Here is a 20,915-nt window from a genome sequence, read left to right on the forward strand (position 1 = left end):
GACGGCGAGGGGCTCGGGGAAGTTGTGCGGGGGCAGGCTCAGTACCAGTTGTTGGCCTGCCAGAACGTCCAGGCGTCACAGGGACTGCCGTAGCGCTCGTTCATGTAGTTGAGGCCCCACTGGATCTGGGTGGCCGGGTTGGTCTGCCAGTCGGAACCGACGGAGGACATCTTGGACCCGGGCAGTGCCTGGAAGAGACCGTAGGCACCGGACGACGGGTTGACCGCCCGGTAGTTCCAGTCGGACTCGTGGTCCACGATGTTGCTGAAGCACTGGAACTGCGCGCTCGGCACCATCGACCTGGCCATCGCCTGGATCTCGGAGATGGAGTACGAGCTCTGCGGAGCGAAGCTGGACGCGTCCCGGACCGAGGAGCGGCTCGCCGCTTCCTCACGCGCCTCTTCGCGCTCCTTGGCTTCCTTGGCCGCCTTCTCGGCAGCCTCCTTCTTGGCGATCGCGGTCTCGGCCGCCGCCTTGCGGGCCGCCGCCTCGGCGTCCTTCTTGGCGCTGGCGTCCGCGGCGATGGCCTGAACGTTGGCCTGCTGCGTCAGGGACGCGGTCTGCACCTGGGCCTGCTGGCCCGCGGGTATGTCCGCGAGGAGCGTCAGGTCGGTTGCCGCCGCCTCGGCGTCGTTGTTCTGCGCGGTGCTGCCCGAGGCAACGCCGACGACGCTTCCGACTGCGGTGACCGCGGTGGCCGAAGCCACTGCGAATCCCCGGACCGAAATCCGGCTCACACGGTTTCCTTCCAGCATCGCCCGCCTCGGTGACCCTGGCGGACGCAATCGTGCCCCTGGCACTGACCTCCCCAACTACCGGGTCACGGGAGGCGCGGGCCCGGTGGGCAACTCCCGGCAAGGGAGAGCCGCTTGGTGCTCGGGCGGCATACGACGGTGCTGTATGGAGTTGGCGGTGTTGCCTGGGTTGTGCTGTAACGCTGGGGTTACAGGTGTGCCGTATGCGGGGCCTGACAGGAATGAGACTCTGCCGCAACCGGACGGCGGGTGGCAATTCTGAGTTGCGTGTGAAAGCTCACATCCCGTTTGACCCGAGCGATTCGGAGAAACCACGTCACGCGAAGGCGCCGCCCGGCTAGGCTCTCAGCCTTTTCCGGACGGCGCCAACTACCGCGTAACCACCCCGAGATGGGGCGTGTGGGTCAGATCTGCCCGTCCTCCAGCATTTCGGTCACAAGCGCGGCGATCTGGGACCTCTCGGACCGCGTCAGCGTCACATGGGCGAAAAGCGGATGCCCCTTCAGCTTTTCGACGACCGCCACGACACCGTCGTACCGGCCGACCCGCAAATTGTCCCTTTGTGCCACGTCATGCGTGAGAACGACCCTGGAATTCGCGCCGATCCGGGACAGAACGGTCAGCAGGACGTTGCGTTCGAGTGACTGGGCCTCGTCCACGATCACGAAGGCGTCGTGGAGGGAGCGTCCGCGGATATGGGTGAGCGGAAGGACCTCCAGCATCCCGCGCGCGGTGACCTCCTCGATGACCTCGCGGCTGGTGACCGCGGACAGCGTGTCGAAGACGGCCTGAGCCCAGGGGCTCATCTTCTCCGCCTCGGTACCGGGCAGATAGCCGAGCTCCTGCCCGCCCACCGCGTACAGCGGACGGAAGACCATCACCTTCTGGTGCTGACGGCGCTCCAGCACCGCCTCCAGGCCCGCGCACAGCGCCAGCGCCGACTTTCCGGTGCCGGCCCGGCCGCCCATCGAGACGATCCCGACCTCCGGGTCCAGCAGCAGATCGAGCGCGATGCGCTGTTCGGCGCTGCGGCCCTTGATGCCGAACGCCTCCCGGTCGCCGCGCACCACCCGGACGTTGCCCTCCGGCGTCACCCGGCCGAGCGCCTTGCCGCGCTCGGACTGGATGGTCAGGCCGGTGTGGACCGGCAGGTCGGCGGCCTCCGGGACGTAGACATGGCCTTCGTCGAAGAGGATGTCCACCTGCTCGCCGGACAGCGTCAGTTCGGACATCCCGGTCCAGCCGGAGGAGTCCGTGATGGCGAGTTCCGCGCGGTACTCCTCGGCGAGGAGTCCCACGGAGGAGGCCTTGATCCTGAGCGGGAGGTCCTTCGACACGACGGTGACGTCGAACCCCTCGGCCTGCAGATTGCGCGCGACCGCCAGGATGCGGGAGTCGTTGTCCCCCAGGCGGTAGCCGGTGGGCAGCACGCTGGGGTCCGAGTGGTTGAGCTCGACACGGAGCGTTCCGCCGAGGTCCCCGATCGGGATGGGGGCGTCGAGGCGGCCATGGCGCACCCGGTAGTCGTCGAGCAGGCGCAGGGCCTGCCGGGCGAAGTAGCCGAGTTCGGGATGGTGCCGCTTCGCCTCCAGCTCCGTGACGACGACGACCGGCAGCACGACCTCGTGCTCGTCGAAGCGGCTCAGGGCGTTCGGGTCGGCCAGCAGGACGCTGGTGTCGAGAACATAGGTGCGCCGGTCTGGCTTGTGGCGCTTTGTGCTGGTCACCACGGAAGGACGTACCCCCTCGGAAGAGGTCGGGGAGCGACGGAGAGGAGCTGGACCGGTTGACGGCTCCGATGCACGGGCCGAGAACCGGCCCTGTGGCTTCGTCCGTGCTGTGACCGCACGATCCGGCTGGTGCAAAGGGCCTCCCGGGCGGACGGCCCCGTGCCGCCCGCTGAGATCCGACACCCGTGGTTCGGGTGTCGACCTGTTTGGCTTATGCCCTCGAACAAGCGCTGCCATGCCACGGCATATGACGGCGCGCTGGTGAACTCCGTGTGAAGCGGGGTACGTCCGCCGTAGCGGCGGGAGGTCCGTCAGCCGCCGTAACGGCGGTGCCGGGCGGCGTAGTCGCGCAGGGCGCGCAGGAAGTCGACCTTGCGGAAGGCCGGCCAGAAGACCTCACAGAAGTAGTACTCGCTGTGGGCCGTCTGCCAGAGCATGAATCCGGACAGCCGCTGCTCACCGCTGGTCCGGATCACCAGATCGGGGTCGGGCTGGTCACCCGTGTAGAGGTGCCGGCCGATCATGTCGACGTCGACGGCCTCGATGACGTCCTCGATGGAGCTGCCCCGGCCGGCGGCTTCGAGCAGCATGGAGCGGACGGCGTCGGCGATCTCCTGGCGGCCGCCGTAGCCGATGGCGACGTTGACCAGTATCCCGTCGACGTGGGCGGTGGCCTCCTCGGCCTCCTTCAGGGTCGTCTGCATCTGCTGCGGCAGCAGGTCGCGGGTGCCGACGTGGTGGACGCGCCAGCGGCCGTCGGCGGCGAGGGCGCGCACCACGTCCTCGATGATGCCGAGAAGCGGGACGAGTTCGTCCTGGGGGCGGTCGAAGTTGTCCGTCGACAGCAGCCACAGGGTGACGACCTCGACGTCCGTCTCGCTGCACCAGCCGAGGAACTCCTCGATCTTCTCGGCGCCGGCCCGGTGGCCGTGCACGGTGGTGGAACCCGCGGCCTTCGCCCAGCGCCGGTTGCCGTCCATGATGACGCCGATGTGCTTGGGCACCTGAGCGTGGTCCAGGTGGCCTTCCACCCGGCGTGCGTAGACCCTGACCAGCAGGCCGCGCAGCTTGTCGCGCAGGTTCACGTGATTGTCAGCCCCTCCGTACGGATCGGACAGGCGCGGTTGAGCGCGATCCCTGTCCGCATGGCGGTCCACGGGGGCGAAGCCTACCCCCGCCGTGTAACGGCGCCCCAAGGGGTGGCGCCGGGCACGAAAAAAACGGGCCGGTCCGTGGGGGGGAGACGGACCGGCCCGAGGGGGGGTTTCCACCATAACCCTTCGTAAGGGATGCTGCGTGCACCGGCGCGAGACAACTACTCTCCGAAATCGTCCGGCAACGCGCCGGTGGCCCCGGAACACCCGGTTCACAGCCAGTTCACAGGGCATACGCGGCCGGATCGGGGACGGTTCCCGGAAATGTCCGTTTCCCTCTGATGGGCGATCGGGCGTCGTCAGCGGCTTGACGCCGACCGGGCGGGGCACCGCGCAGCCCCCTCCACTGCGCGGCGCCCCCCTCGCGTCTTTGCTCACGCGAATTTCCTTGGTCTGAACTTACGGGACGGGGGGCGGCCGGTGCGAGCGGCGACCACGATGCGGGACCGCGCCATGGAGGACGAAATCCGGCCTCGTTCCCGCCCGGCGTCCGTGCCGTGAGCGCTGAAGCGAGGGCCAGAGGGATCACCTGGGCCGAGGCGTGCGCGGCCGGCAGGAGCGGCAGTTCCTGACCCGGCCGGCCGCACCTGGTACGCCCGTCGGCGAAAGTGCGGGCCGAGGGAAACCACCCGGGCGGAGGTGCGCGCCGCGCTGTGGCAGGAGGCGGTACGCGCGCTCGTGCGGCGGCATCTGTACGCCTACGGGCCGGCGACGCCCCGCGACCTCGCGAAGTGGCCGGCCGCGCGGCCCGGTTGGACCGATCGGGTGTTCGCGTCGCGGGCCGCCGCCGGGGAGATCGAGGAGTTCCCCTTCGAGGGCACGCGCGCGGGGGGCGCACGCGTGAGCGGGCGCCGCGGCCGTCCGCCGCCCGGGAGTTCAGGCGCGGGCCGGCGGCTTGCGGGCGTCGAAGAGGTGGCGGGTGCTGTGGGTGACGAACGAGCCGTCGGCGCGGATCCGCTCGTGCACGGCCCGGAGGCGGTCCGCGTACGCCTCGGCGGTGAAGTCCGGGACCATCCAGATCACCTTGCGCAGGAAGTGCACGACGGCGGCGACGTCGTGGAACTCCATCCGCAGCCGCTGCGCCCGCAGGTCGGTGACCTCCAGGCCGGCGGCCTCGGCCGCCGCGCGTTCGAGGTCCGGCCGGCGGGCGTCGCGGCGGTGCTCCGGCCGGGGTCCGAGGAAGTGCTCGACGAGTTCGCCGCAGCTGCCGGGACCCACGTGCTGGGCGAAGTACGTGCCGCCGGGCCGCAGCACACGGGCGATCTCGGCCCAGTGCGGGCTGACGGGGTGACGGCTGACCACGAGGTCGAAGGTGCCGGCGGCGAAGGGCAGCGGCGCGTCCTCGGGAGCGGCGACGACCACGACGCCGCGCGGGGCGAGCCGGGCCGTGGCCCGGGCGACGTTCGGCGGCCAGCCCTCCGTCGCGGCGAGGAGGCGGGGGCGGCGCGGGGCGGCGCCGAGGGCGAAGTCGAGGACCTCGCCGCCACCGGTCTGGATGTCCAGCGCGGCGTGCGCCCCGCCCAGGCGCCGGGCCGCCGACTCCGCGTAGCGCCAAGGCGGCCGCTCCTCGGTGGCCCGGCCCTCGAACCAGGAGAAGTCCCAGCCGTCGGTGGGGACGGCGGCCCCCTCGGCGACGAGTTCCCCGAAGCTGCGGCGGTCGTGGTCCATGCCGTGATCGTCGCAGGGCGCCGTCGGTGCGCGCCGCTGATTTTCCGGGGACGGCCGGTGACGACGACACGGGCGTGCCGTACCGGGGCCACCGGGAGGCGACCGTCCCTCCCCGTGCGCTACTTGACCAGCGGACGTACTTCCCGTGCGGTGAAGCGGACGAAGCCCTCCGGGTCGGGTTCGTCGGCCGTGGGCTGGAGGATCACCGTGTCGGCGCCGGCCTCGGCGAGCCGCCCCACGGCCTCGGCGACGGCCGCCGCGTCCCCGGCCGCCCCGAGACCCGGAACGGAGCCCGCGCCCTCGGCGGCGAGTTCGGCGCGCACCCGGGCCTCGGCGTCCGGGCCGGTGGCGGTGAGCAGATAGACGACGACCTCGTGCGGGTCGGTGCGGTGGGCGGCCCGCCGGCCCTCGTCGATGAGCCGGCGTGCCCGCCGCACGCCGTCCGGTGAGGTCACACAGGTCAGGACGGTGCCGTCGGCGGCCTCGCCGGACAGCCGCAGCGAGCGCGGTCCGGTGGCACCCGCGAGGACCGGGACGGGTCCGGCCGGCGGCCAGTCGAGGGCGACGTCGTCCAGCGTCACGTATCGGCCCTCGGTGGTGAGCCGCTCCCCGCGCAACAGGGCGCGCAGCGCGAGGAGATGCTCGCGCAGCAGGGTCAGCGGCGACTCGGCGCGCGCGCCGACCTGCCCCATCCAGTCCTGCACCCCGTGCCCGACGGCGAGGACCGCGCGGCCCGGGAACATCCGGTGCAGCGAGGCGGCCTCCATCGCGGTCAGGGCGACGTTGCGCAGCGGCACCGGCAGCAGGCCCATGCCCACGCGGACCCGTTCGGTCCAGGCCAGGGCCGCCGCGGCCGTGGAGACACCGCCCTCCCGGAAGCAGTCCTCCCACAGCCACAGTTCGCTCAGCTCCGTCTCGTCGGCGAGACGGGCGAGGGCGCGCAGCCGCTCAGGGGGGAGTTGGGGACGGAAGACGGCGCCGAGTTCGGTCATGTCCACTTCCTATCCCGCGCGCGCCACCCGGACACAACGGTTTTCCTCCCGTCCCGTCCGTCCCGCACCGCGGCCCGACCGCGCCCCCCGGTGCCCTGCATCGAAGGATGTACCGGGGTTTCGTCCGGCCGCAGGACGATCGGGCCGGATCTCGCCGGGAGCCTGGAAGCATGTCGAACAGCCTGCGCGCCCCCGAGGACACCGCCGCGCCCGGCGCCCGCGCCACCGCCCGGCTGCCGCTGCTGGACGTCCTGCGCGGCGCGGCGATCCTCGGCACGCTGATGACCAACGTGTGGATCTTCGCCGCTCCGGGTTCCGAATGGGCGTTCCTCCAGGGTGCGCCGATGGCGGACCCGTTCACGGAGCCCGCGGAGGCGGTGTTCCGGTTCCTCGCCGACGGCAAGTTCCTGGCGATGCTGACGGTCCTGTTCGGCGTGGGCCTGGCCATCCAGTACGACTCCGCCGCCCGCCGGGGGACGCCCTGGCCGCGCGGCTACCGGCCGCGCGCCCTGTTCCTGCTGGCCGAGGGCACGCTCCACTTCGTCCTCGTCTTCGGCTTCGACGTGCTGATGGGCTACGCCGTCACGGCCCTGCTCGTCGCCCGGCTGCTGGTCCGCTCCGAGCGGGTGCGGCGGGCGGTGATGTGGACGTCGGCGGGCCTGCACGTCGCGCTGATGTCGCTGATCACCCTGTCGCTGCTCGCCGACCCGTCCGCCGGCGGCCGGGTGTCCGCCGGCGCGGTGGACCTCTACGCGCACGGCAGCTGGCTCGACCAGATCGCCTTCCGGCTGGAGAACGCCGTCGTCCTGCGCCTGGAGCCGGTCCTGTCCTTCGGGCTGCTGGTCTTCCTGTTCCTGCTGGGCGTCCGCCTGCACCGCGCCGGTGCCTTCACCCCGACCGGACACGGCCGCCGGCTGCGCGCGCGGATGGCCGGGTGGGGGCTGGGCCTGGGCGTCCCGTGCAACGCGGCCCTCACGCTCGGTGGCCAGGACTTCTTCTTCCTGGGCCGCTACGTGGCCGCCCCGGTGGTCGCCGTCGGCTACCTCGGACTGATCGGCGTCCTGCTGGACCGCGGGTGGCTGCCCGCCCCGGTCTCCCGCGGCCTGACCGCCGTCGGCCGCACCGCCCTGTCCTGCTACGTCGCCCAGAACCTGCTGTGCATGCTGGCCTGCTACGGCCTCGGCCTGGGCCTGGCCGAACGCCTCGCCGACGGCGGTCCCTGGTGGGTGATGGGCCTGTGGGCGGCGGTGAGCGCGACGCTCGTCACCGCGGCCACGCTGTGGCTGCGCCGCTTCCCGAACGGCCCGCTGGAGTCCGTGCAGCGCCGCGCGCTGCGCCGCTGACGACGCCGGTCACGCCGGCGCGGGCCGGGAGACGTGGCCGACGGCGGTGGTCACCCGCAGCGCGATGACCATGTCGCGGTAGAGGCCGTCGGTGGCCAGGAGCTCGGCGTGGGTGCCGATCGCCCGGACCCGCCCCTGCTCCAGGACGATGATCTGGTCGGCCTCGACGACCGTGGACAGCCGGTGCGCGATGGTGACGACGGCGGCCCGGCGGGCGCGTTCCCGTACGAAGTCCTGGACCGCCGCCTCCGTCAGCCCGTCGAGCTGGGCGGTGGCCTCGTCCAGCAGCAGGATCTCGGGATCGGCGACGAACGCGCGGGCCAGGGCGACGCGCTGGCGTTCACCGCCGGACAGCACGGTGCCGTCGAGGACGGTGCCGAGGCCGTCCGGCAGGGTCCGGGCCCGCCTGGTCAGACCGACCGCGCCGAGCGCCGACCACAGGTCGTCGTCGGTCGCTCCGGGGCGCAGATAGCGCAGGTTGTCGGCGAGGGTGCCGGGCACCAGCGGGGTGTCCTGCTCGACGTAGGCGATACGGCGGCGGGACTCGTGGGCGGGCCACTCCTCGAACAGGGCCCCGTCGAGCCGCAGCCGGCCGCTGTCCGGCCGCAGGAACTCCAGCATCAGGGAGAAGACGGTGGTCTTGCCCGCTCCCGAGGGCCCGACGATCGCGGTGTGGCCGCGGCGCGGGATGCCGAAGCTGACGCCGTCCAGGGCGCGGGGGCCGTCGTCGGCGTACCGGGCGGTGACGTCGCTGAACGACACGATGTGCGCGCAGGACCCGGCCACCGGCGCGGTCCGGTCCCGCGCCGGACGGGGAACGGCCGCACGCGTGTGGCCCTCCTCCAGTTCGAGGTCGTGCACCTGGGCGATACGGGCGGCGGCCGCGATGCCGGACTGCAACTGCGAGAAGGTCTCCGCCAGTTCCGTGGCCGGTCCGACGAGCTGGAAGGCGTACAGCAGGAAGGCGATCAGGCCGGACACCGACAGTGCGCCGGAGTCCACCCGGGCGGCGCCGACGGCCAGGATCAGCAGGATCGCCAGCTGGACGCCGGCCATGGTGACCGTCCACACCACCGACTCGATGCCCACGGCGCGGACGCTGTGCCGCGCCGACGCGTCCGCCTCGGCCACGATCCGCCGCGACTCCCGCTCCTCGGCCCGCGCGGACTTCACGGTACGGATGGCCCGCAGCGCGCCGTCGAGCGCCGCGCCCAGTCTGCCCACCGACTCCTGCGCGGCCTGCTGCGCCTGGGCCAGGCGGGGCATCAGCACCGCCACGAGCACACCGACGCCCGCGAGGCCGCCCAGGGTGACGGCGAACAGGACCAGGTCGAGGAAGGCCATCAGCGTGAGCGCGCCGACCAGGCCGACCACGCCGTTGACCAGCTGGGTCAGGCTCGACGCGGCCGCCTCGCGCATCAGCACGGTGTCGGAGGTGACCCGGGTGACGAGTTCCCCGTTGGGCCGGCCGGTCAGCTCGCCGACCCGCAGGCGCAACAGACGGCGCACCATCGAACGGCGGGCGTCGCGCACCACCCGCTCGCCCATGCGGCCGAGCAGGATCCACTGGAACGCCTGCACCACCGAGCCGATCACGAGCAGCCCGGCCAGGGCGGTCACCGCGGGCGCGACGGACCGGGAGTCCGCGAGACCGTCGAGCACCCACTTGGTGACCAGCGGGGTCGCGAGGGTGGTCGCGCTGACACACAGCCCGAGCACCAGCCCGAGGACGAGGGTGCGGCGATGAGGGCGCACGAAGAACCAGAGGAGACGGACGTTCGGCACGACGACCTCTTTCAATGAAAGCCCAGCACTTACTTATGGGACACTGATGTCCCATTCCAGGTTAACCGAGTCCCGCCCTGGAGTGTCCACTGATAGATTCGGGACGTGAGCACGACGTCAGTCCCCGATCCGGCCACCGCGGAGTCCGGGACCCGCGGCCGTACGCGCCGCGCCATCCTGGACGCCGCGGCCTCGGTGCTGGCCCGCGACCGCCGGGCCACCCTCGCGGAGATCGCCCGCGCCGCCGACGTGGGCCGCAGCACCCTGCACCGCTACTTCCCGGACCGCGACCAGCTGGTCCGCGCCGCGACCGAGGACGCCCTGGAGCTGATCGACCGGGCGGTGCACGACGCCGCGACCGATCAGGGCCCGCCCGCCGACGCGATGCGCCGGCTCGCGACCGCGCTGGTCGACACCGGCGACCGGATGATCTTCGCCTTCGGCGACACGAGCCTGCTCGCCGAGCTGGAGAGCCAGGGCGACGACGGTGACGCCACCGAGCGCCGCGTCCTCGACCTCATCGAACGAGGCCAGGCGGACGGGACGTTCGACTCCGGTGTCGGAGCGCAGTGGATCATGCAGGTGCTGTGGGCGCTGGTGTACGCGGGCGCGGAGTCGGCCCAGCAGGGGACACTGCCGCGACCCGGCGTGACCGCGCATGTCATCCGCACACTGGAGGGCGGAGTCCTCGGGCGCACGGACGGCACCGGACAGCACGCCACCGGACAGCAGGGCTGAGCCCGGCGGCCGCATCCGGCTTGCGCCCCGGGAGGCGCACCCAGGCCAGGAAGGCGCGCCACCGGTACGAGCCCGTCCCGGCCGCCGCCCTCAGTCCGCCGTGAACGCCCCCAGGACGACCCCGGTGAACGCGCCGCCGATCATGAACGGGCCGAGCGGGATCGCCGACCTGCGCCCCGCCCGGCCCGTGAGGACCAGCGCGAGCCCGTACAGGGCCCCGTAGACCAGCCCCGCGAAGCCGCCGACGAGCAGCACGGACCAGCCGTACCACCCGAGAGCCGTGCCCAGCGGCAGGGCGAGTTTGACGTCGCCGAAGCCGAGGCCGGCCGGGTCGACGAGGAACAGCACGAGGTACGCCGCACCGAGCGCGACACCGCCGAGCAGGGCCGTCGGCCAGGAGCCCGCGGCGCCGGGCAGGGCCGCCGCGACGCCGAGCAGCGCGGCGGTCCCGGCGGCCAGGGGCAGGGTCAGCACGTCCGGAAGCCGCTGCACCCGGACGTCGACCAGGGCGAGGAGCACCGCGACGGGGGTGCTCAGCAGCCACACGGCGAGTTCGGGCCGAGCCCCGGTGGCGGCGGCGAGCACCGCGCAGACCACGGCGGCACCCGGCGCGACGACCGCCGTGTCCGGGCCGTACGGCGCACAGGTCACCTCCGCGCAGCGCGCCCGCCCGACCCAGCCGCCGAACGCCCCCGCGATCGGATGCCCGCCGGGACAGCGACCGCTCCAGGACTGCCCGGCCTCCACCGAGAACCGGTGGGCGGCCCGCGGCAGCAGCAGTCCCGTACCGGCGCCCCACAGGGCCGCCGCGAGAGTCAGGAGTGCGCGCACGGCGGGACGATAGCCCCGCCACCCGGGGCGGGACATGGGCCCGTGGGCCCATGTGGGGCCGCCCCGCCGCGGATACGGTCGGTGCGCACACCGAACGGCGGACGGCGGAGGTGTCCTCGCGATGGGACGTTGGCGGGACGGACGGGGCGAACTCGTCGTGCACGGGGACACGGCACCGACCACGGTGCCGCTGGAGATCGCGGCCTCCTACCGGGCGCGCACCAAAGGGCTGTTGGGCCGCGACCGGGTGGACGGCGCGCTCCTGCTCTCCCCCGCCAACAGCGTCCACACCTTCCGGATGCGGATCCCCATCGATGTCGCCTACCTCGGCCGCGACCTGACCGTCCTCGCCGTCCGCACGATGCGACCGGGCCGGCTGGGCCTGCCCCGCCCACGCGCCCGGCACGTGGTGGAGGCCGAGGCGGGCGCCATGGCGGGGTGGGGGCTGCGCACGGGGGTACGGGTGGAGATCGTCGAGCGGTAGGCGGGCTCGGGCATCAGCCAGGTGGTTCGGCCGGCTCGGGCATCGGGCAGATCGTTCAGCCGGCTTCGGGCATCAGGCCGATCGTTCAGCCGGCTCGGTGATCGGACGGTCGGTGACCAGGGCGGTCAGGATCATCGGGGCGTCGCCGTCGGACTGGTTGAGCGAGACGGCGACCCAGCGGGGCCCGGCGCCGGGGGCGGCGGTGACCGGCCCCCACACCGCCAGGTCCCCGAAGCAGTCGTGGTCGGCGAGGGCCTGGAACGGCTCGGGCAGAGGCTCGCCCGCCTGTGCCCGGAACAGCGGCACCCTCATGCCCACGGCCCGGTGGGCCCCCCATCTGCCGTCCAGTTCCCGTACCAGCGCGGCCAGATGCCCCTCGGCCGCCTCCTCCGCCGCGCTCCACTCCTGCGCGTACACGCCCGTGAGCGCCTCGCCCTCCCAGAGCGGTACGAGCACGAATCCCGCGCCCTTGGTCGCGGTCCACTCCCCCGTGTCCGGCGCGCCCTCGTCGGCCGTGGCCGCACCGGCGCCCGCCAGGGGCTCGGTCAGCAGCGCGTCCAGACCGGACAGCGCGCCCGCCGCGTCGAAGGCCCTCCGGGAACGGGCGGTCACAGGACGGCCCGGTCCAGCGGCCGGGGCAACGGCTCCAGGGCCCCGGCCTCCCTCAGCACCGCGTACGCCCGTACGACGGCGGCGGTGTCACCGGGGTCCGCGACGTGCAGCAGGACACCGCCCCCGGCGAGTTCCTTGCGGGGGATCCCCGAGGAGTCCGGGACACGCGCCGCACGCCCCGGGGACAGGAATCCGACCCAGCCGACGGACGGCTCGCCGACCATGAAGTCGGCGTCGTCCTCCAGGGCGTCCATGACGTCGTCGTCGGTCACGTCGCCGAAGTCGGGCTGCCACGACTCCGCGACGGCGGCGAGGAGTTCGGCGTCGGGGACCTCGGCGTCGTCGGGCGACTCGACGGCGATCACGATCGACTGGAGCAGGTTCTCCGGCGAGCCGCCCGCCACACCGCTGAGCTCCGCCTTCCAGCCCGGCACGCCCTCCGCCACCAGCCGCAGTCCCGTTCCGGTGCGGTCGGACCAGTCCTCCGCGGCACGGGCCGCCCGCAGCGCGTCCAGCAGGGACGCCGTGTCGGGTGGGGATCCGGGCCGGACCGCCCCGGCCGGGCCCGCGTACCGCCAGGTCCAGGATGCCGCGCCGCCCTGGCCCGCCGCCGGGAGCAGCCGGACGAGCCCGTCGAGGGTGGCGCTCCATCGCTCGGCCAGCCGTTCCACCGGCTCGGGCCGAGGGCCCCAGAAGCCCCGCACCACACGTCGCATGTCCTGTCCTCCGTCGCCTCTCGTTGACAGATCCGAACGCCGTCACAGTAGTCGACCCGGCCCGCTCGCCCCGTCAGTCGAACGCCTCCGGCCTCCTGGTGCCGCCGGCCGGTTTCTGCTCGGTGTGGAAGACCCGGATGCTCAGTCCCTCGTCCCGGAACGCCCTGCGCGCGGCGTCGGCCACGTCCTCGTTGGAGAAGTGCCATTCGACGCGCCGGTCGCCCGCCGCCTCCACCTGCCGTCGGGCCTCGGCGACGAACTCCTGCTTACCGGACTCGGTGAGCCGGCCGGGATCGCTCCTGGACAGATAGCTCGCGTAGCCGTTCTTGGCCTCCAGATACGTCCGCCGGGAGGCGTCCCAGCCGTCGTACTCGACGTCCGGCACCCCGTCCCTCGGGTGCGGAACGACGTACTCGTAACCGCGCCGGGTGTTGGTGATCTGCTCCTGATAGCGCAGCCAGGACTCGTTCTTCCAGTTGGGCGCGGGGTTCCGGTCGCGGCTCGCCCAGAAGCCGTCACTGCCGTCGGCGTCGCCGTAGGTGCGGGTTTGCAGGTCCTCGGCCCAGTCGGGCGCGTTGTAGTTGCGCGGGTCGCTGGTGTCGTTGCGCTCGGGGTCGGGCCACTGCCGCTTGTTCTCCAGGGCCTCCTGGGCGCGGGCCGGCTCCTCGGCGCGCTTGCGCTCCACATAGGCCTGCCGCTCCTGCTCACGCGCCTGGCGCGCCTGCTCCCCGGCCTCCTCGTCGCATCCTTCGTTCGCCACGAGGCGGTAGGGGACGCGGGCCGGCGCGGCGGCGAGGACGGTGCTCCCGCCGCCCGGAGCGCCGGTGAGTGCGGGGGGTGTGCCGCCGCCGCCACCCTCGTACGCCCTGCCGTACGGAACCTTCGGGCCGGGAGCGGCGATCGTGCAGCCGCTACGGCGGGCGGCGTCCTCGGCCTCGTCCGCCGCCTCGTCGGCGCGCCGCGCGGCGTCCTCCAGGGCGTCGAGGTCGCCCGCCCGGGCGGCGCGCTGGGCGTCCTGGGCGGCCTCGGCCGCGCCGTCGGCGAGCCGGCCCAGCCTGCCGAGCGCACCGATCTTCTCGGCGATCTTGGCCTCGCCGTAGCCGGGGATGAACAGCGACCCGACGTTCCACAGGACGGTGGTGACGGCGCGCGTCTCGTTGCCGCTGTTCCACTGGTCCACGACGTCGTCGCCGATGAACATGTCGAACAGCACCGTGCCGCCGGTCCCCAGCGAAGCGCCGCCCCAGTCGAGGAGCGCGCCCAGGTAGTCGCCGTCGCCCCACATCTCGCGGGCGTCGGCGGTGCCGTCCCACCACTCCTGCCCCAGCGAACGGCCGTAGTCCATCAGGCCGTTCCACGTCTCGACGGGATTGGTGACGGTGTTCCACATGCCGACCAGATCACCGCCGATGCCGTCGACGAAGAGGCCCTCGCCGACCTGCTGGAGCTGGTCGCCGGCACAGCCGAAGAACGCGCCGAACCCGGAGAAGCAGCCCTCGTCGTCGCCCCCGCCGTCGTCGTCACCTCCGGCCGTGGGGTCCTCGTACGGAGGCTCGTCGATCTCGTCCGCGTCGGCGACGGGGTCCACGACGTGACGGTCGACGGCGGAGGGGGTGTCGGGGGCGGGGGTGTCGTCGGTGGGGCCGTTGTCGTCGGCGTTGCCGTCGCCGGTGTTGCCGCCGTCGTCTCCGCCGGCGCCTTGGTCTCCGCCTGTGTCCCCGTTCTGACCGCCGTTCTGACCGCCGTTCAGGCCGCCGTTCTGGCCGCCGTTCTGGCCGTTTCCTGGGGGCTGGTCGCTGCCGGGGTTCTGGTCGGTTCCGTCGCCGGCCGTGACCTCGTCGCCGTCGCCGGTGGCCGGGCACGCCGTACCCGTCACCCGGCACACCTGCGACTGGATGCCGGTCAGGATCTGCGTGCCGAGACCGGTGACGACGAGCGCGCTGATGATCGCGACGACGACCGCGACCAGACCGGCGTACTCGACCGCCGTCTGGCCGTCGTCCCTGCGCCAGCGGATCATCCGCGCGAGGGAGAAGGGCCGGTGCGGCCGCCGGTCCGTCCGCGGCAGCCGGTACCACGCGCGGCTCGCCGGACGGGTCAGCAGGTACAGCACCACGGCGGGCACGAGGAGCTGGGTGAAGCCCCGGGCCGATCCTTCGGCGATGTTGGAGATCGAACCGAGGACCAGCCAGACCTGTACGGCGATCAGACCGGCCCAGATCCTGACCCCGCCCGCCCGGCTGCGGCGGGCCAGCCACCAGCCGAGCACACCGGGCGCGGCCGCGTACACCACCCTGGCGAGCAGACCGCCGTCCACCGCGTCCACGGACGACGCCGTGAGCAGGACCCCGAGGCCGCCCACGACGGTCGCCGCGAACAGCAACCGGACCAGGACGAGGGCGGACGAGAGCGGACCGGGTATCTCCCGCCGCCCGTCCCGCCCCGATGCCCCCGCTCCCCCGAACGCCGACACTCCCCCGATCGAGGCCATGTCCCCCGCCTCCTCAATTCCGGCCGGACGGAGGCAATTTCAAGCCTCCACCTCGTCAATTGAGGCTAGGGAGGGGCCGGTGACCCGGCATGGGCCCGGAGACCCAAATCGACGCCCAGTGGACGTGGGGCCCAGGGGCCCGGCGGGGCGTACTCAGCCGGTGACGACGTGCAGGACCGCGGTGCCGTCCGCCCCCGTCGCCGCCTGGATCACGACGGTGCCGGGCTCGGCGCTCGGCCGACCCGAGTCTCCGAGGCCGCCGCACGAGTTGCCGCTGCCGTTGTCGCGGAGAACGGTGAGGCAGCCCTGCCCCGGGCCGCTCGCGCCGGCCTTGGAACGGCCGTTGTCCGACTGCACCGAGTACTCGATCTCGTTCGGCCCGACCTTCGTCACGGACAGGGTCGCCATGCCCTTCGGACCCTTGAAACGGAACGTCACCGGTTCGGACACCGCGATCTCGCAGTCGCCGTCGGCACAGGCGGCCGTGTCCGCCCCGTCGGCGGCCGCGACCGACGGCGACGGATTCCCTGCTGATGGCGACGGCTCCGTTGCCGATGGGGACGGTTTCACCGCCGGGGTGCGGTCGGCGTCCGTGCCGCCCGCGCAGCCGGTTGCGGTCAGCGCGACCGCCATGGTCAGCGCGGCTGCCGCGCATGCCGCGCTTGCCGAAGTCGTCCAGGCCATGGTGCTCCCGTTGTCTGACGCGGCTGCCCGCCCCGCCGGTACGGGTGTGGGACGGGCAGCCGGATGGTGCTCGGGTATCAGCTCTCGCCGCGCGGGAAGGAGACCTCGACGCGACGGTTCTTCTTGCGGCCGGACTCGGAGGAGTTGTCGGCGATGGGGTACTGCTCGCCGTAGCCGCGCACCTCGAAGGTGATGTCCGGGTTGTTCAGCTCGCCGTCCAGCACGTCGTGCACGGCGTTCGCGCGCTGCCTGGACAGCACGTCGCCGTGAGCCGAGGAACCGAGGTTGTCGGTGAAGCCGAACACGCGGATCCTCGTGGCGTTCTGGGCCTTGATCTCGTCGGCGATCGCGACGATCCGCGCCTTCGCCTCGCCGCCGAGCTTCGCGCTGTCCTTGCCGAACAGCACCTCCGCCTGGAGCGCGAACTTCACGTCCGCGTTGGTGTCCTCACGGCGTTCGTCTCCGCTCTGGTCCTCGACTACCTGCTTGATGTCGAGAACCTTGGGTTCGGCGAGGGTGGCGCCTTCCGGGATCTTCAGATCGGGGTCGTTGGCGTCGACCTCCACGGGGGCGGAGGCGGATGCCTCCGTACCCGGCGGGACGCTCGGACTGTCGTCGGCGTGAGCCGTCGCGGCACCGCAGACACCGGTGGTGAGCAACGCCGTCGCGACGGCCAGGGTCAGGGTCACACGGGTGCGGGTCATGTCCGGCCTCACCCGGAGATCGAGATGGTGGCGCTGGCGAACGTCGGAAGTTGGAAGCTGACTTCGGTGGTACTGGTGGGTGGGGACGGGAACTGCATGAAGACCGGCACGGTTTCACCGGGCTTCATCGACCCCAGATCCGAAGTCGTGAGCGGGCGGCCGTCCGTGTCCCGCAGCACGTAGTACCGCTTCTTCCCCTCGGAGTCCACCAAGGTGGCCCCGCCCAAAGACCGACCGTGCTGGATGATCTCGGTCTCATCTCCCCTGAGAGCCGCGGGCACTTGCACCCGTTCAGCTCCATCGTTCTTCAAGTCTCCATTCACGGTCAGAAAGCCCCCGGAATCCCGCTCAGCAGAGGTGAGAGTGAGCAGCAGGCCATCCTGGCCCTTCAGCTCTGCCAAAGGCTCCGCTGACTGGCCTTGCTGAGCATCGGCACTGGATCCGCTGTCCTTCGAAGCAGACGCCGATCGGTCCGGCTTCTCGTCATCCCCGCCACCACCACCGCAGCCGACCACACCGAGGGCCAGACCAGCCGCCACGGTCAGGGCGGCCATCCCCCTGAGGGCCTTCGTTGTGAACCGAATGCTCATGCCTCTGCTTCCTTCGTCACTCGTCGTTCGCTTGTCAGTCGGCCAGGTGAACGTCGAACAAGTCCTCAGGCCCAGGCAGGTCACTGAGGTCGTCCGGGGTCAGGTCCCAGTTCTTGTCCTTGCACTTGAGGCTCGGCAGCACCTCGTCCCCGCCATCCTGCTCGGAGGGCTGGAACGTGCAGCGCGACTCGACGACGGCAGTTGCGGACGCCTTGGCGGTCTGGTCCTCGGTGCCCGGGACGATCGTGTCCCCCACGGGGTCGTCGGTCTCGGCCTCCACCGTGTAGCCGAGGAGTCCGTCCGGATCACAAGCAAGTACGTGCGCGTCGTTCTGCGCCGCGAGCTGATCCGCGCGCCAGCACGGATCGAGAACATCCACGTTGCCGTCGAAGATGTCCTGCCACAGGGTCGGGTCCAGCACGTTTTCGACCCACTGGCCAGCGAGTTGGTCACGGGTGTCCATCGCCGCGGCGAGCGCTGCGGCGTCCGCCGCGGTCTGGGCCTCGTTCCTGGTCGCTGCGGCCTGGCCGACCGCAAGGTACGCGAACGCGAGAAAGAGCAGGCCCGCCACCACCGTGATGTAGATGGGGAAGGCCTGCCCTGCGTCGCGGCACGTGTGATGCCTCCTCAGCCGCCAGTGACTTCGGTGATCTTGTCGCTGATCGCGTCGAAGATCGACTCGCCGATGTCCGTACCCGTGATCGCCAGCACGATCGCCACGACCACCGCGATGATCCCCAGGTACTCGACGGCCGTCTGCCCCTCGTCGTTGCGGGCGGCACGAGCGCGGAAGTACGAGGCGGTGGTGTTGAACCAGTTGTTCATGGTGTTCCCCTCCGGTATCGGCATCGGTGCCGCTTTCGACACCGGAAAGGTACGGCGGAAGACCCCTCCCGTCAGAGGGCCCCAGGGCCCAATCCCGGGCCCAACGCGAGGCCCAGCGCCGCCTGTCCGTCCCCCCATGCGTCACCGCGGCTCACCCCAGTCCCCGTTGTGAACCCGGCGCCGTGCCCAGCCACTTCGCCGCGGCCTGAGAGCGGCTCGTGCTGTGGAGCTTCGCGAAGATGCGGTTGATGTGGTTCTTGACCGTCTTCTCACTGATGAAGCATGTGGCGGCGATCTGCTGGTTGTTCATGCCGGATGCGATGAGGTCCATGATCTCCGCCTCCCTCGTGCTCAGTTGGAACCGTGCCCGATACGTAGACTGTGCCACATCTGATTGCACCTGCGAAAGGTTTTCCGGCGAATTGGCGCGTGTCATTGCGTCTCGGGGAGCGAAACTTGACGCGGACGTCATGATCTGATGATTTGCAGTCGCATCTATCTCGCCCAGGCCATCGGGGAGCCCCGACACGTCGCCTCCGCTCCGTCCGGCACCGACGCTGGCGGCCCCTTTGGCCGCTCCACCCCCTTCGCCGCGGAGCTGCGCCAGCAGCGCACCCGCCGCCGTGGGGGTGAAGTGCGGCCTGCCGTGCTTGATGTCCCGGACCGCGGCGACCAGCTGGTCCGCCGTGAACTCGCCGTGCACCAGGTAGCCTCCGGCCCCGCGCCGCAGGGCCTCCTGGACCACCTCCGACTCCCGGCTGTAGGTGAGCATCACGACAGGCGCCAGCGGCACCAGGTACGGCAGGGCCGAGATGCCGTCCACTCCGGGCATGCGGACGTCCAGGAGCACCACGTCCGGGCGCTGGGCCCGGGTCGCCTCGTAGGCCTCGCGGCCGTCGGCGGCCTCCGCCACGACCGCGATGTCCGCACGGCCGGACAGGAGCGCGACCAGGCCGGCGCGCACCACCGGGTTGTCGTCGGCCACGACGACCCGCAGGGCGACCGTTTGCCGGGGCGGCGGGAAGTCGGCAAACGGGTTCTGGGGCGAAGACGGCGGCGGAGCGCCGGGATCGGGCGTTTGCTGCTGTGCGTCCGGCATTCTTCGGCCTCCTCTCGGGTCGTGGGGTCAGGCCGCGGGTGCGGTGGGTGTGTGCAGGGCGGCGAGCGGCAGTTCCAGGCGCACCTCCGTGCCCTGCGGATGGCTGCCTCGTCCGACGCGGATGCGGGCGCCCACAGAGGCGGCCCGCTCGACCATGCCGACCAGGCCGAAATGGCCTGCCCGGCGCAGCTGTTCGAGGGTGGTTCCGGGAGGCAGGCCGCGTCCGTCGTCGTAGACGCTGATACGCAGCAGGTCGCCGTGGACACCGGCCCGTACGTCGACCTTCGTCGCGGACGCGTGGCGGTGGGCGTTCTCCATCGCCTCCGACGCGATCGTGAGGAGCTGGCGGGCCACGGCGGGCGGGACGGGCGGCACCGCGTGCGCACCGGTGGGCCGGTACGCGGTGGGCGTACCGGTGCGGGCGTGGAAGTCGCGGGTGCGGGCGGCGAGTTCGACCAGGACGTCCGTGCCGTGGTCGGGGTCCGACTCGCGGCGCAGGTCGGCGAGGAGTTCACGGGACTCGGCGGCGGCCCGGCGCGCGGAGCGGGCGACCAGTTCGGCCTGTCGCTTGACCAGGCCCGGGTCCATCTTGTCGGCCGAGCCTGCCAGGCCGTCCGCCGCGAGGGCCACGCCGTGCAGGGTCTTGGCGACGGAGTCGTGCAGTTCGCGGGCGAGGCGGGCGCGTTCCCCGGCCACCGCCTCGGTGACGGCGAGCCGGGCCTGGACCGTCGTCAGGGCGTGGGTGGCGGCGCCGAAGCGGAGCATGAGGTTGCGCAGCGTGGAGCCGACCGCTCCGGCGATGACGCAGAGACCGGGCAGGAGCAGGGCCTCGGCGAGGCTGCCGTGCGGGCTCCGCGCCAGGGTCGCCTGGACCAGCAGCAGGATCAGGGACTGCAGGGAGGCGAAGCAGGCGGCGCCCCGCCAGCCGTAGACCAGTCCGGCGAGCAGCGGCGTGCAGACGCTGACGTAGGCGAGGGTGGTGTCCGGGCCGGCGGAGATCAGGGGGAGGGAGCCGAGGAGGGTGTCCAGGGCCAGGAGGCTGGGGTGGCGCAGGAGCAGCGGACCGAACCGTTCCCAGTCCCTGAACAGGACGTACGACACCATGAAGGTGACCACCACGGCCGCGCCGACCAGGCGGACGCCCAGGCCCGGAGACGCGTTGAGGAGAGCGGCGGGCGCGGCGAGGGCGATCATGGCCAGCCGGAAGCCGAACACCTGGCGGCACATCGCTTGCAGGGCGTTGACCTGAATGGGCAGTGCGGGGGCCGATACCGGACTGGCCGCGGACGGCGCTACGGGCGCATGGGGCGCCGCCCCGTCCTCGCCCGACCCGCCACCCCGACGCCCACCCGCATCCGCATCCGCATCCGAACCGGGCCCTGACCCCGCACCCACATCAGCGCCCGCACCGGCCCCGGCCTCCCAGCCGCCGGCCCCGAAACCCCCCGGTGCCCCCGGCACCTCCGGCGCCGACGGCATCCCCGAAACCCCCCGCGCCGCCCCCGTCACCCCCATCACCCCCGACGGATCCGCCCGCGCCCACCCCGGTGGCAGTGCCGGGGTCGCCGATGTGACCGGGATGTCCGGTGCGCCCGTGCGGACGTGGGCCGGCAGGACCGTGCCCGCCGGCGGTGTGGTGATCTCGGGCGGCTTGGGGCGGCGGCGCAGCAGCCCCACGCCCTCCCTCGGCGGCGGTGTCGTCATCGGCCTCGTC

The 20,915-nt window shown here is 72.4% G+C and carries 20 protein-coding genes and 1 pseudogene; 4 read left to right on the forward strand and 17 right to left on the reverse strand.

Features of this window, described 5'->3' with window-relative positions:
- Positions 1 to 38: 38 nt before the first annotated feature.
- The 3 genes from DN051_RS15125 to DN051_RS15135 form a co-directional block, all read right to left on the reverse strand.
- A complete protein-coding gene (locus DN051_RS15125) occupies positions 39 to 755 on the reverse strand; it encodes an aggregation-promoting factor C-terminal-like domain-containing protein (protein WP_079000814.1) in 717 nt (238 codons plus the stop codon).
- A gap of 404 nt (positions 756 to 1,159) precedes the next feature.
- Positions 1,160 to 2,485: an RNA 5'-3' helicase PhoH2 gene (phoH2, locus tag DN051_RS15130; protein ID WP_053758748.1), complete on the reverse strand. Its 1,326-nt coding sequence runs from the start codon at positions 2,483 to 2,485 to the stop codon at positions 1,160 to 1,162.
- 311 nt (positions 2,486 to 2,796) lie between these two features.
- Positions 2,797 to 3,570: an isoprenyl transferase gene (locus DN051_RS15135; RefSeq protein WP_112438891.1), complete on the reverse strand. Its 774-nt coding sequence runs from the start codon at positions 3,568 to 3,570 to the stop codon at positions 2,797 to 2,799.
- A gap of 708 nt (positions 3,571 to 4,278) precedes the next feature.
- Here DN051_RS15135 and DN051_RS48105 point away from each other — a divergent pair.
- Positions 4,279 to 4,452, forward strand: a pseudogene (locus DN051_RS48105) (DNA glycosylase AlkZ-like family protein); the annotation flags it as partial.
- 63 nt (positions 4,453 to 4,515) lie between these two features.
- On the opposite strand, the gene DN051_RS15145 reads toward DN051_RS48105, so the two are convergent.
- Together DN051_RS15145 and DN051_RS15150 are read right to left on the reverse strand one after the other, a co-directional pair.
- Positions 4,516 to 5,307, reverse strand: coding sequence for a class I SAM-dependent methyltransferase (locus DN051_RS15145; RefSeq protein WP_053758750.1), 792 nt, complete (start codon positions 5,305 to 5,307; stop codon positions 4,516 to 4,518).
- A 119-nt stretch (positions 5,308 to 5,426) separates the two neighbouring features.
- Positions 5,427 to 6,299 carry an LLM class flavin-dependent oxidoreductase gene (locus DN051_RS15150; RefSeq protein WP_053758751.1) on the reverse strand — a complete coding sequence of 291 codons (873 nt, stop codon included), beginning with the start codon at positions 6,297 to 6,299 and terminating at the stop codon, positions 5,427 to 5,429.
- 170 nt (positions 6,300 to 6,469) lie between these two features.
- Between DN051_RS15150 and DN051_RS15155 the strand changes: the two genes are divergently transcribed.
- Positions 6,470 to 7,642 carry a DUF418 domain-containing protein gene (locus DN051_RS15155; RefSeq protein ID WP_199314935.1) on the forward strand — a complete coding sequence of 391 codons (1,173 nt, stop codon included), beginning with the start codon at positions 6,470 to 6,472 and terminating at the stop codon, positions 7,640 to 7,642.
- A 9-nt stretch (positions 7,643 to 7,651) separates the two neighbouring features.
- Here DN051_RS15155 and DN051_RS15160 read toward each other — a convergent pair whose 3' ends face one another.
- The gene (locus DN051_RS15160; RefSeq protein WP_246041021.1) at positions 7,652 to 9,427 is read right to left on the reverse strand and encodes an ABC transporter ATP-binding protein; all 1,776 of its coding nucleotides are present in this window, start codon (positions 9,425 to 9,427) and stop codon (positions 7,652 to 7,654) included.
- A 105-nt stretch (positions 9,428 to 9,532) separates the two neighbouring features.
- On the opposite strand from DN051_RS15160, the gene DN051_RS15165 reads away from it, so the two are divergent.
- Positions 9,533 to 10,165: a TetR/AcrR family transcriptional regulator gene (locus DN051_RS15165; RefSeq protein WP_220451585.1), complete on the forward strand. Its 633-nt coding sequence runs from the start codon at positions 9,533 to 9,535 to the stop codon at positions 10,163 to 10,165.
- 90 nt (positions 10,166 to 10,255) lie between these two features.
- On the opposite strand, the gene DN051_RS15170 is transcribed toward DN051_RS15165, so the two are convergent.
- Positions 10,256 to 10,996 (reverse strand): prepilin peptidase, encoded by a 741-nt coding sequence (locus DN051_RS15170; RefSeq protein ID WP_246041022.1) that lies wholly within the window; start codon positions 10,994 to 10,996, stop codon positions 10,256 to 10,258.
- A gap of 121 nt (positions 10,997 to 11,117) precedes the next feature.
- On the opposite strand from DN051_RS15170, the gene DN051_RS15175 reads away from it, so the two are divergent.
- Entirely contained in the window at positions 11,118 to 11,480 is a 363-nt protein-coding gene (locus DN051_RS15175; protein WP_053758756.1) for a DUF192 domain-containing protein, read from the forward strand.
- A gap of 72 nt (positions 11,481 to 11,552) precedes the next feature.
- Here DN051_RS15175 and DN051_RS15180 read toward each other — a convergent pair whose 3' ends face one another.
- The 10 genes from DN051_RS15180 to DN051_RS15225 all read right to left on the reverse strand — a co-directional run bounded on the left by DN051_RS15180 (position 11,553) and on the right by DN051_RS15225 (position 20,905).
- Positions 11,553 to 12,092: a hypothetical protein gene (locus tag DN051_RS15180; protein ID WP_112438895.1), complete on the reverse strand. Its 540-nt coding sequence runs from the start codon at positions 12,090 to 12,092 to the stop codon at positions 11,553 to 11,555.
- Complete coding sequence (locus DN051_RS15185; RefSeq protein ID WP_053758758.1) at positions 12,089 to 12,808, reverse strand: hypothetical protein; 720 nt, start codon at positions 12,806 to 12,808, stop codon at positions 12,089 to 12,091. Before DN051_RS15185 ends, DN051_RS15180 begins: the two co-directional genes overlap by 4 nt.
- A 73-nt stretch (positions 12,809 to 12,881) precedes the next feature.
- Positions 12,882 to 15,299 (reverse strand): Tox-REase-5 domain-containing protein, encoded by a 2,418-nt coding sequence (locus tag DN051_RS15190; RefSeq protein WP_112438896.1) that lies wholly within the window; start codon positions 15,297 to 15,299, stop codon positions 12,882 to 12,884.
- 153 nt (positions 15,300 to 15,452) lie between these two features.
- A complete protein-coding gene (locus DN051_RS15195; protein WP_053758759.1) occupies positions 15,453 to 15,983 on the reverse strand; it encodes a hypothetical protein in 531 nt (176 codons plus the stop codon).
- A 77-nt stretch (positions 15,984 to 16,060) separates the two neighbouring features.
- Positions 16,061 to 16,687 (reverse strand): OmpA family protein, encoded by a 627-nt coding sequence (locus DN051_RS15200; protein ID WP_112438897.1) that lies wholly within the window; start codon positions 16,685 to 16,687, stop codon positions 16,061 to 16,063.
- 8 nt (positions 16,688 to 16,695) lie between these two features.
- On the reverse strand, positions 16,696 to 17,277 hold the full coding sequence (locus DN051_RS15205; RefSeq protein WP_112438898.1) for a hypothetical protein: 582 nt from the start codon (positions 17,275 to 17,277) through the stop codon (positions 16,696 to 16,698).
- Between the two features lie 34 nt (positions 17,278 to 17,311).
- Positions 17,312 to 17,908 carry a pilus assembly protein TadG-related protein gene (locus DN051_RS15210; protein WP_112442275.1) on the reverse strand — a complete coding sequence of 199 codons (597 nt, stop codon included), beginning with the start codon at positions 17,906 to 17,908 and terminating at the stop codon, positions 17,312 to 17,314.
- The gene (locus DN051_RS15215) at positions 17,905 to 18,102 is read right to left on the reverse strand and encodes a Flp family type IVb pilin (protein WP_112442277.1); all 198 of its coding nucleotides are present in this window, start codon (positions 18,100 to 18,102) and stop codon (positions 17,905 to 17,907) included. The genes DN051_RS15210 and DN051_RS15215 overlap by 4 nt, the downstream gene beginning before the upstream one ends.
- 151 nt (positions 18,103 to 18,253) lie before the next feature.
- Positions 18,254 to 19,201 (reverse strand): response regulator transcription factor, encoded by a 948-nt coding sequence (locus tag DN051_RS15220; protein WP_112438899.1) that lies wholly within the window; start codon positions 19,199 to 19,201, stop codon positions 18,254 to 18,256.
- Positions 19,202 to 19,228: 27 nt separating this feature from the next.
- The gene (locus tag DN051_RS15225; RefSeq protein ID WP_112438900.1) at positions 19,229 to 20,905 is read right to left on the reverse strand and encodes a sensor histidine kinase; all 1,677 of its coding nucleotides are present in this window, start codon (positions 20,903 to 20,905) and stop codon (positions 19,229 to 19,231) included.
- Positions 20,906 to 20,915: the final 10 nt, after the last annotated feature.

The organism is Streptomyces cadmiisoli (assembly GCF_003261055.1).
GTDB lineage: Bacteria > Actinomycetota > Actinomycetes > Streptomycetales > Streptomycetaceae > Streptomyces > Streptomyces cadmiisoli.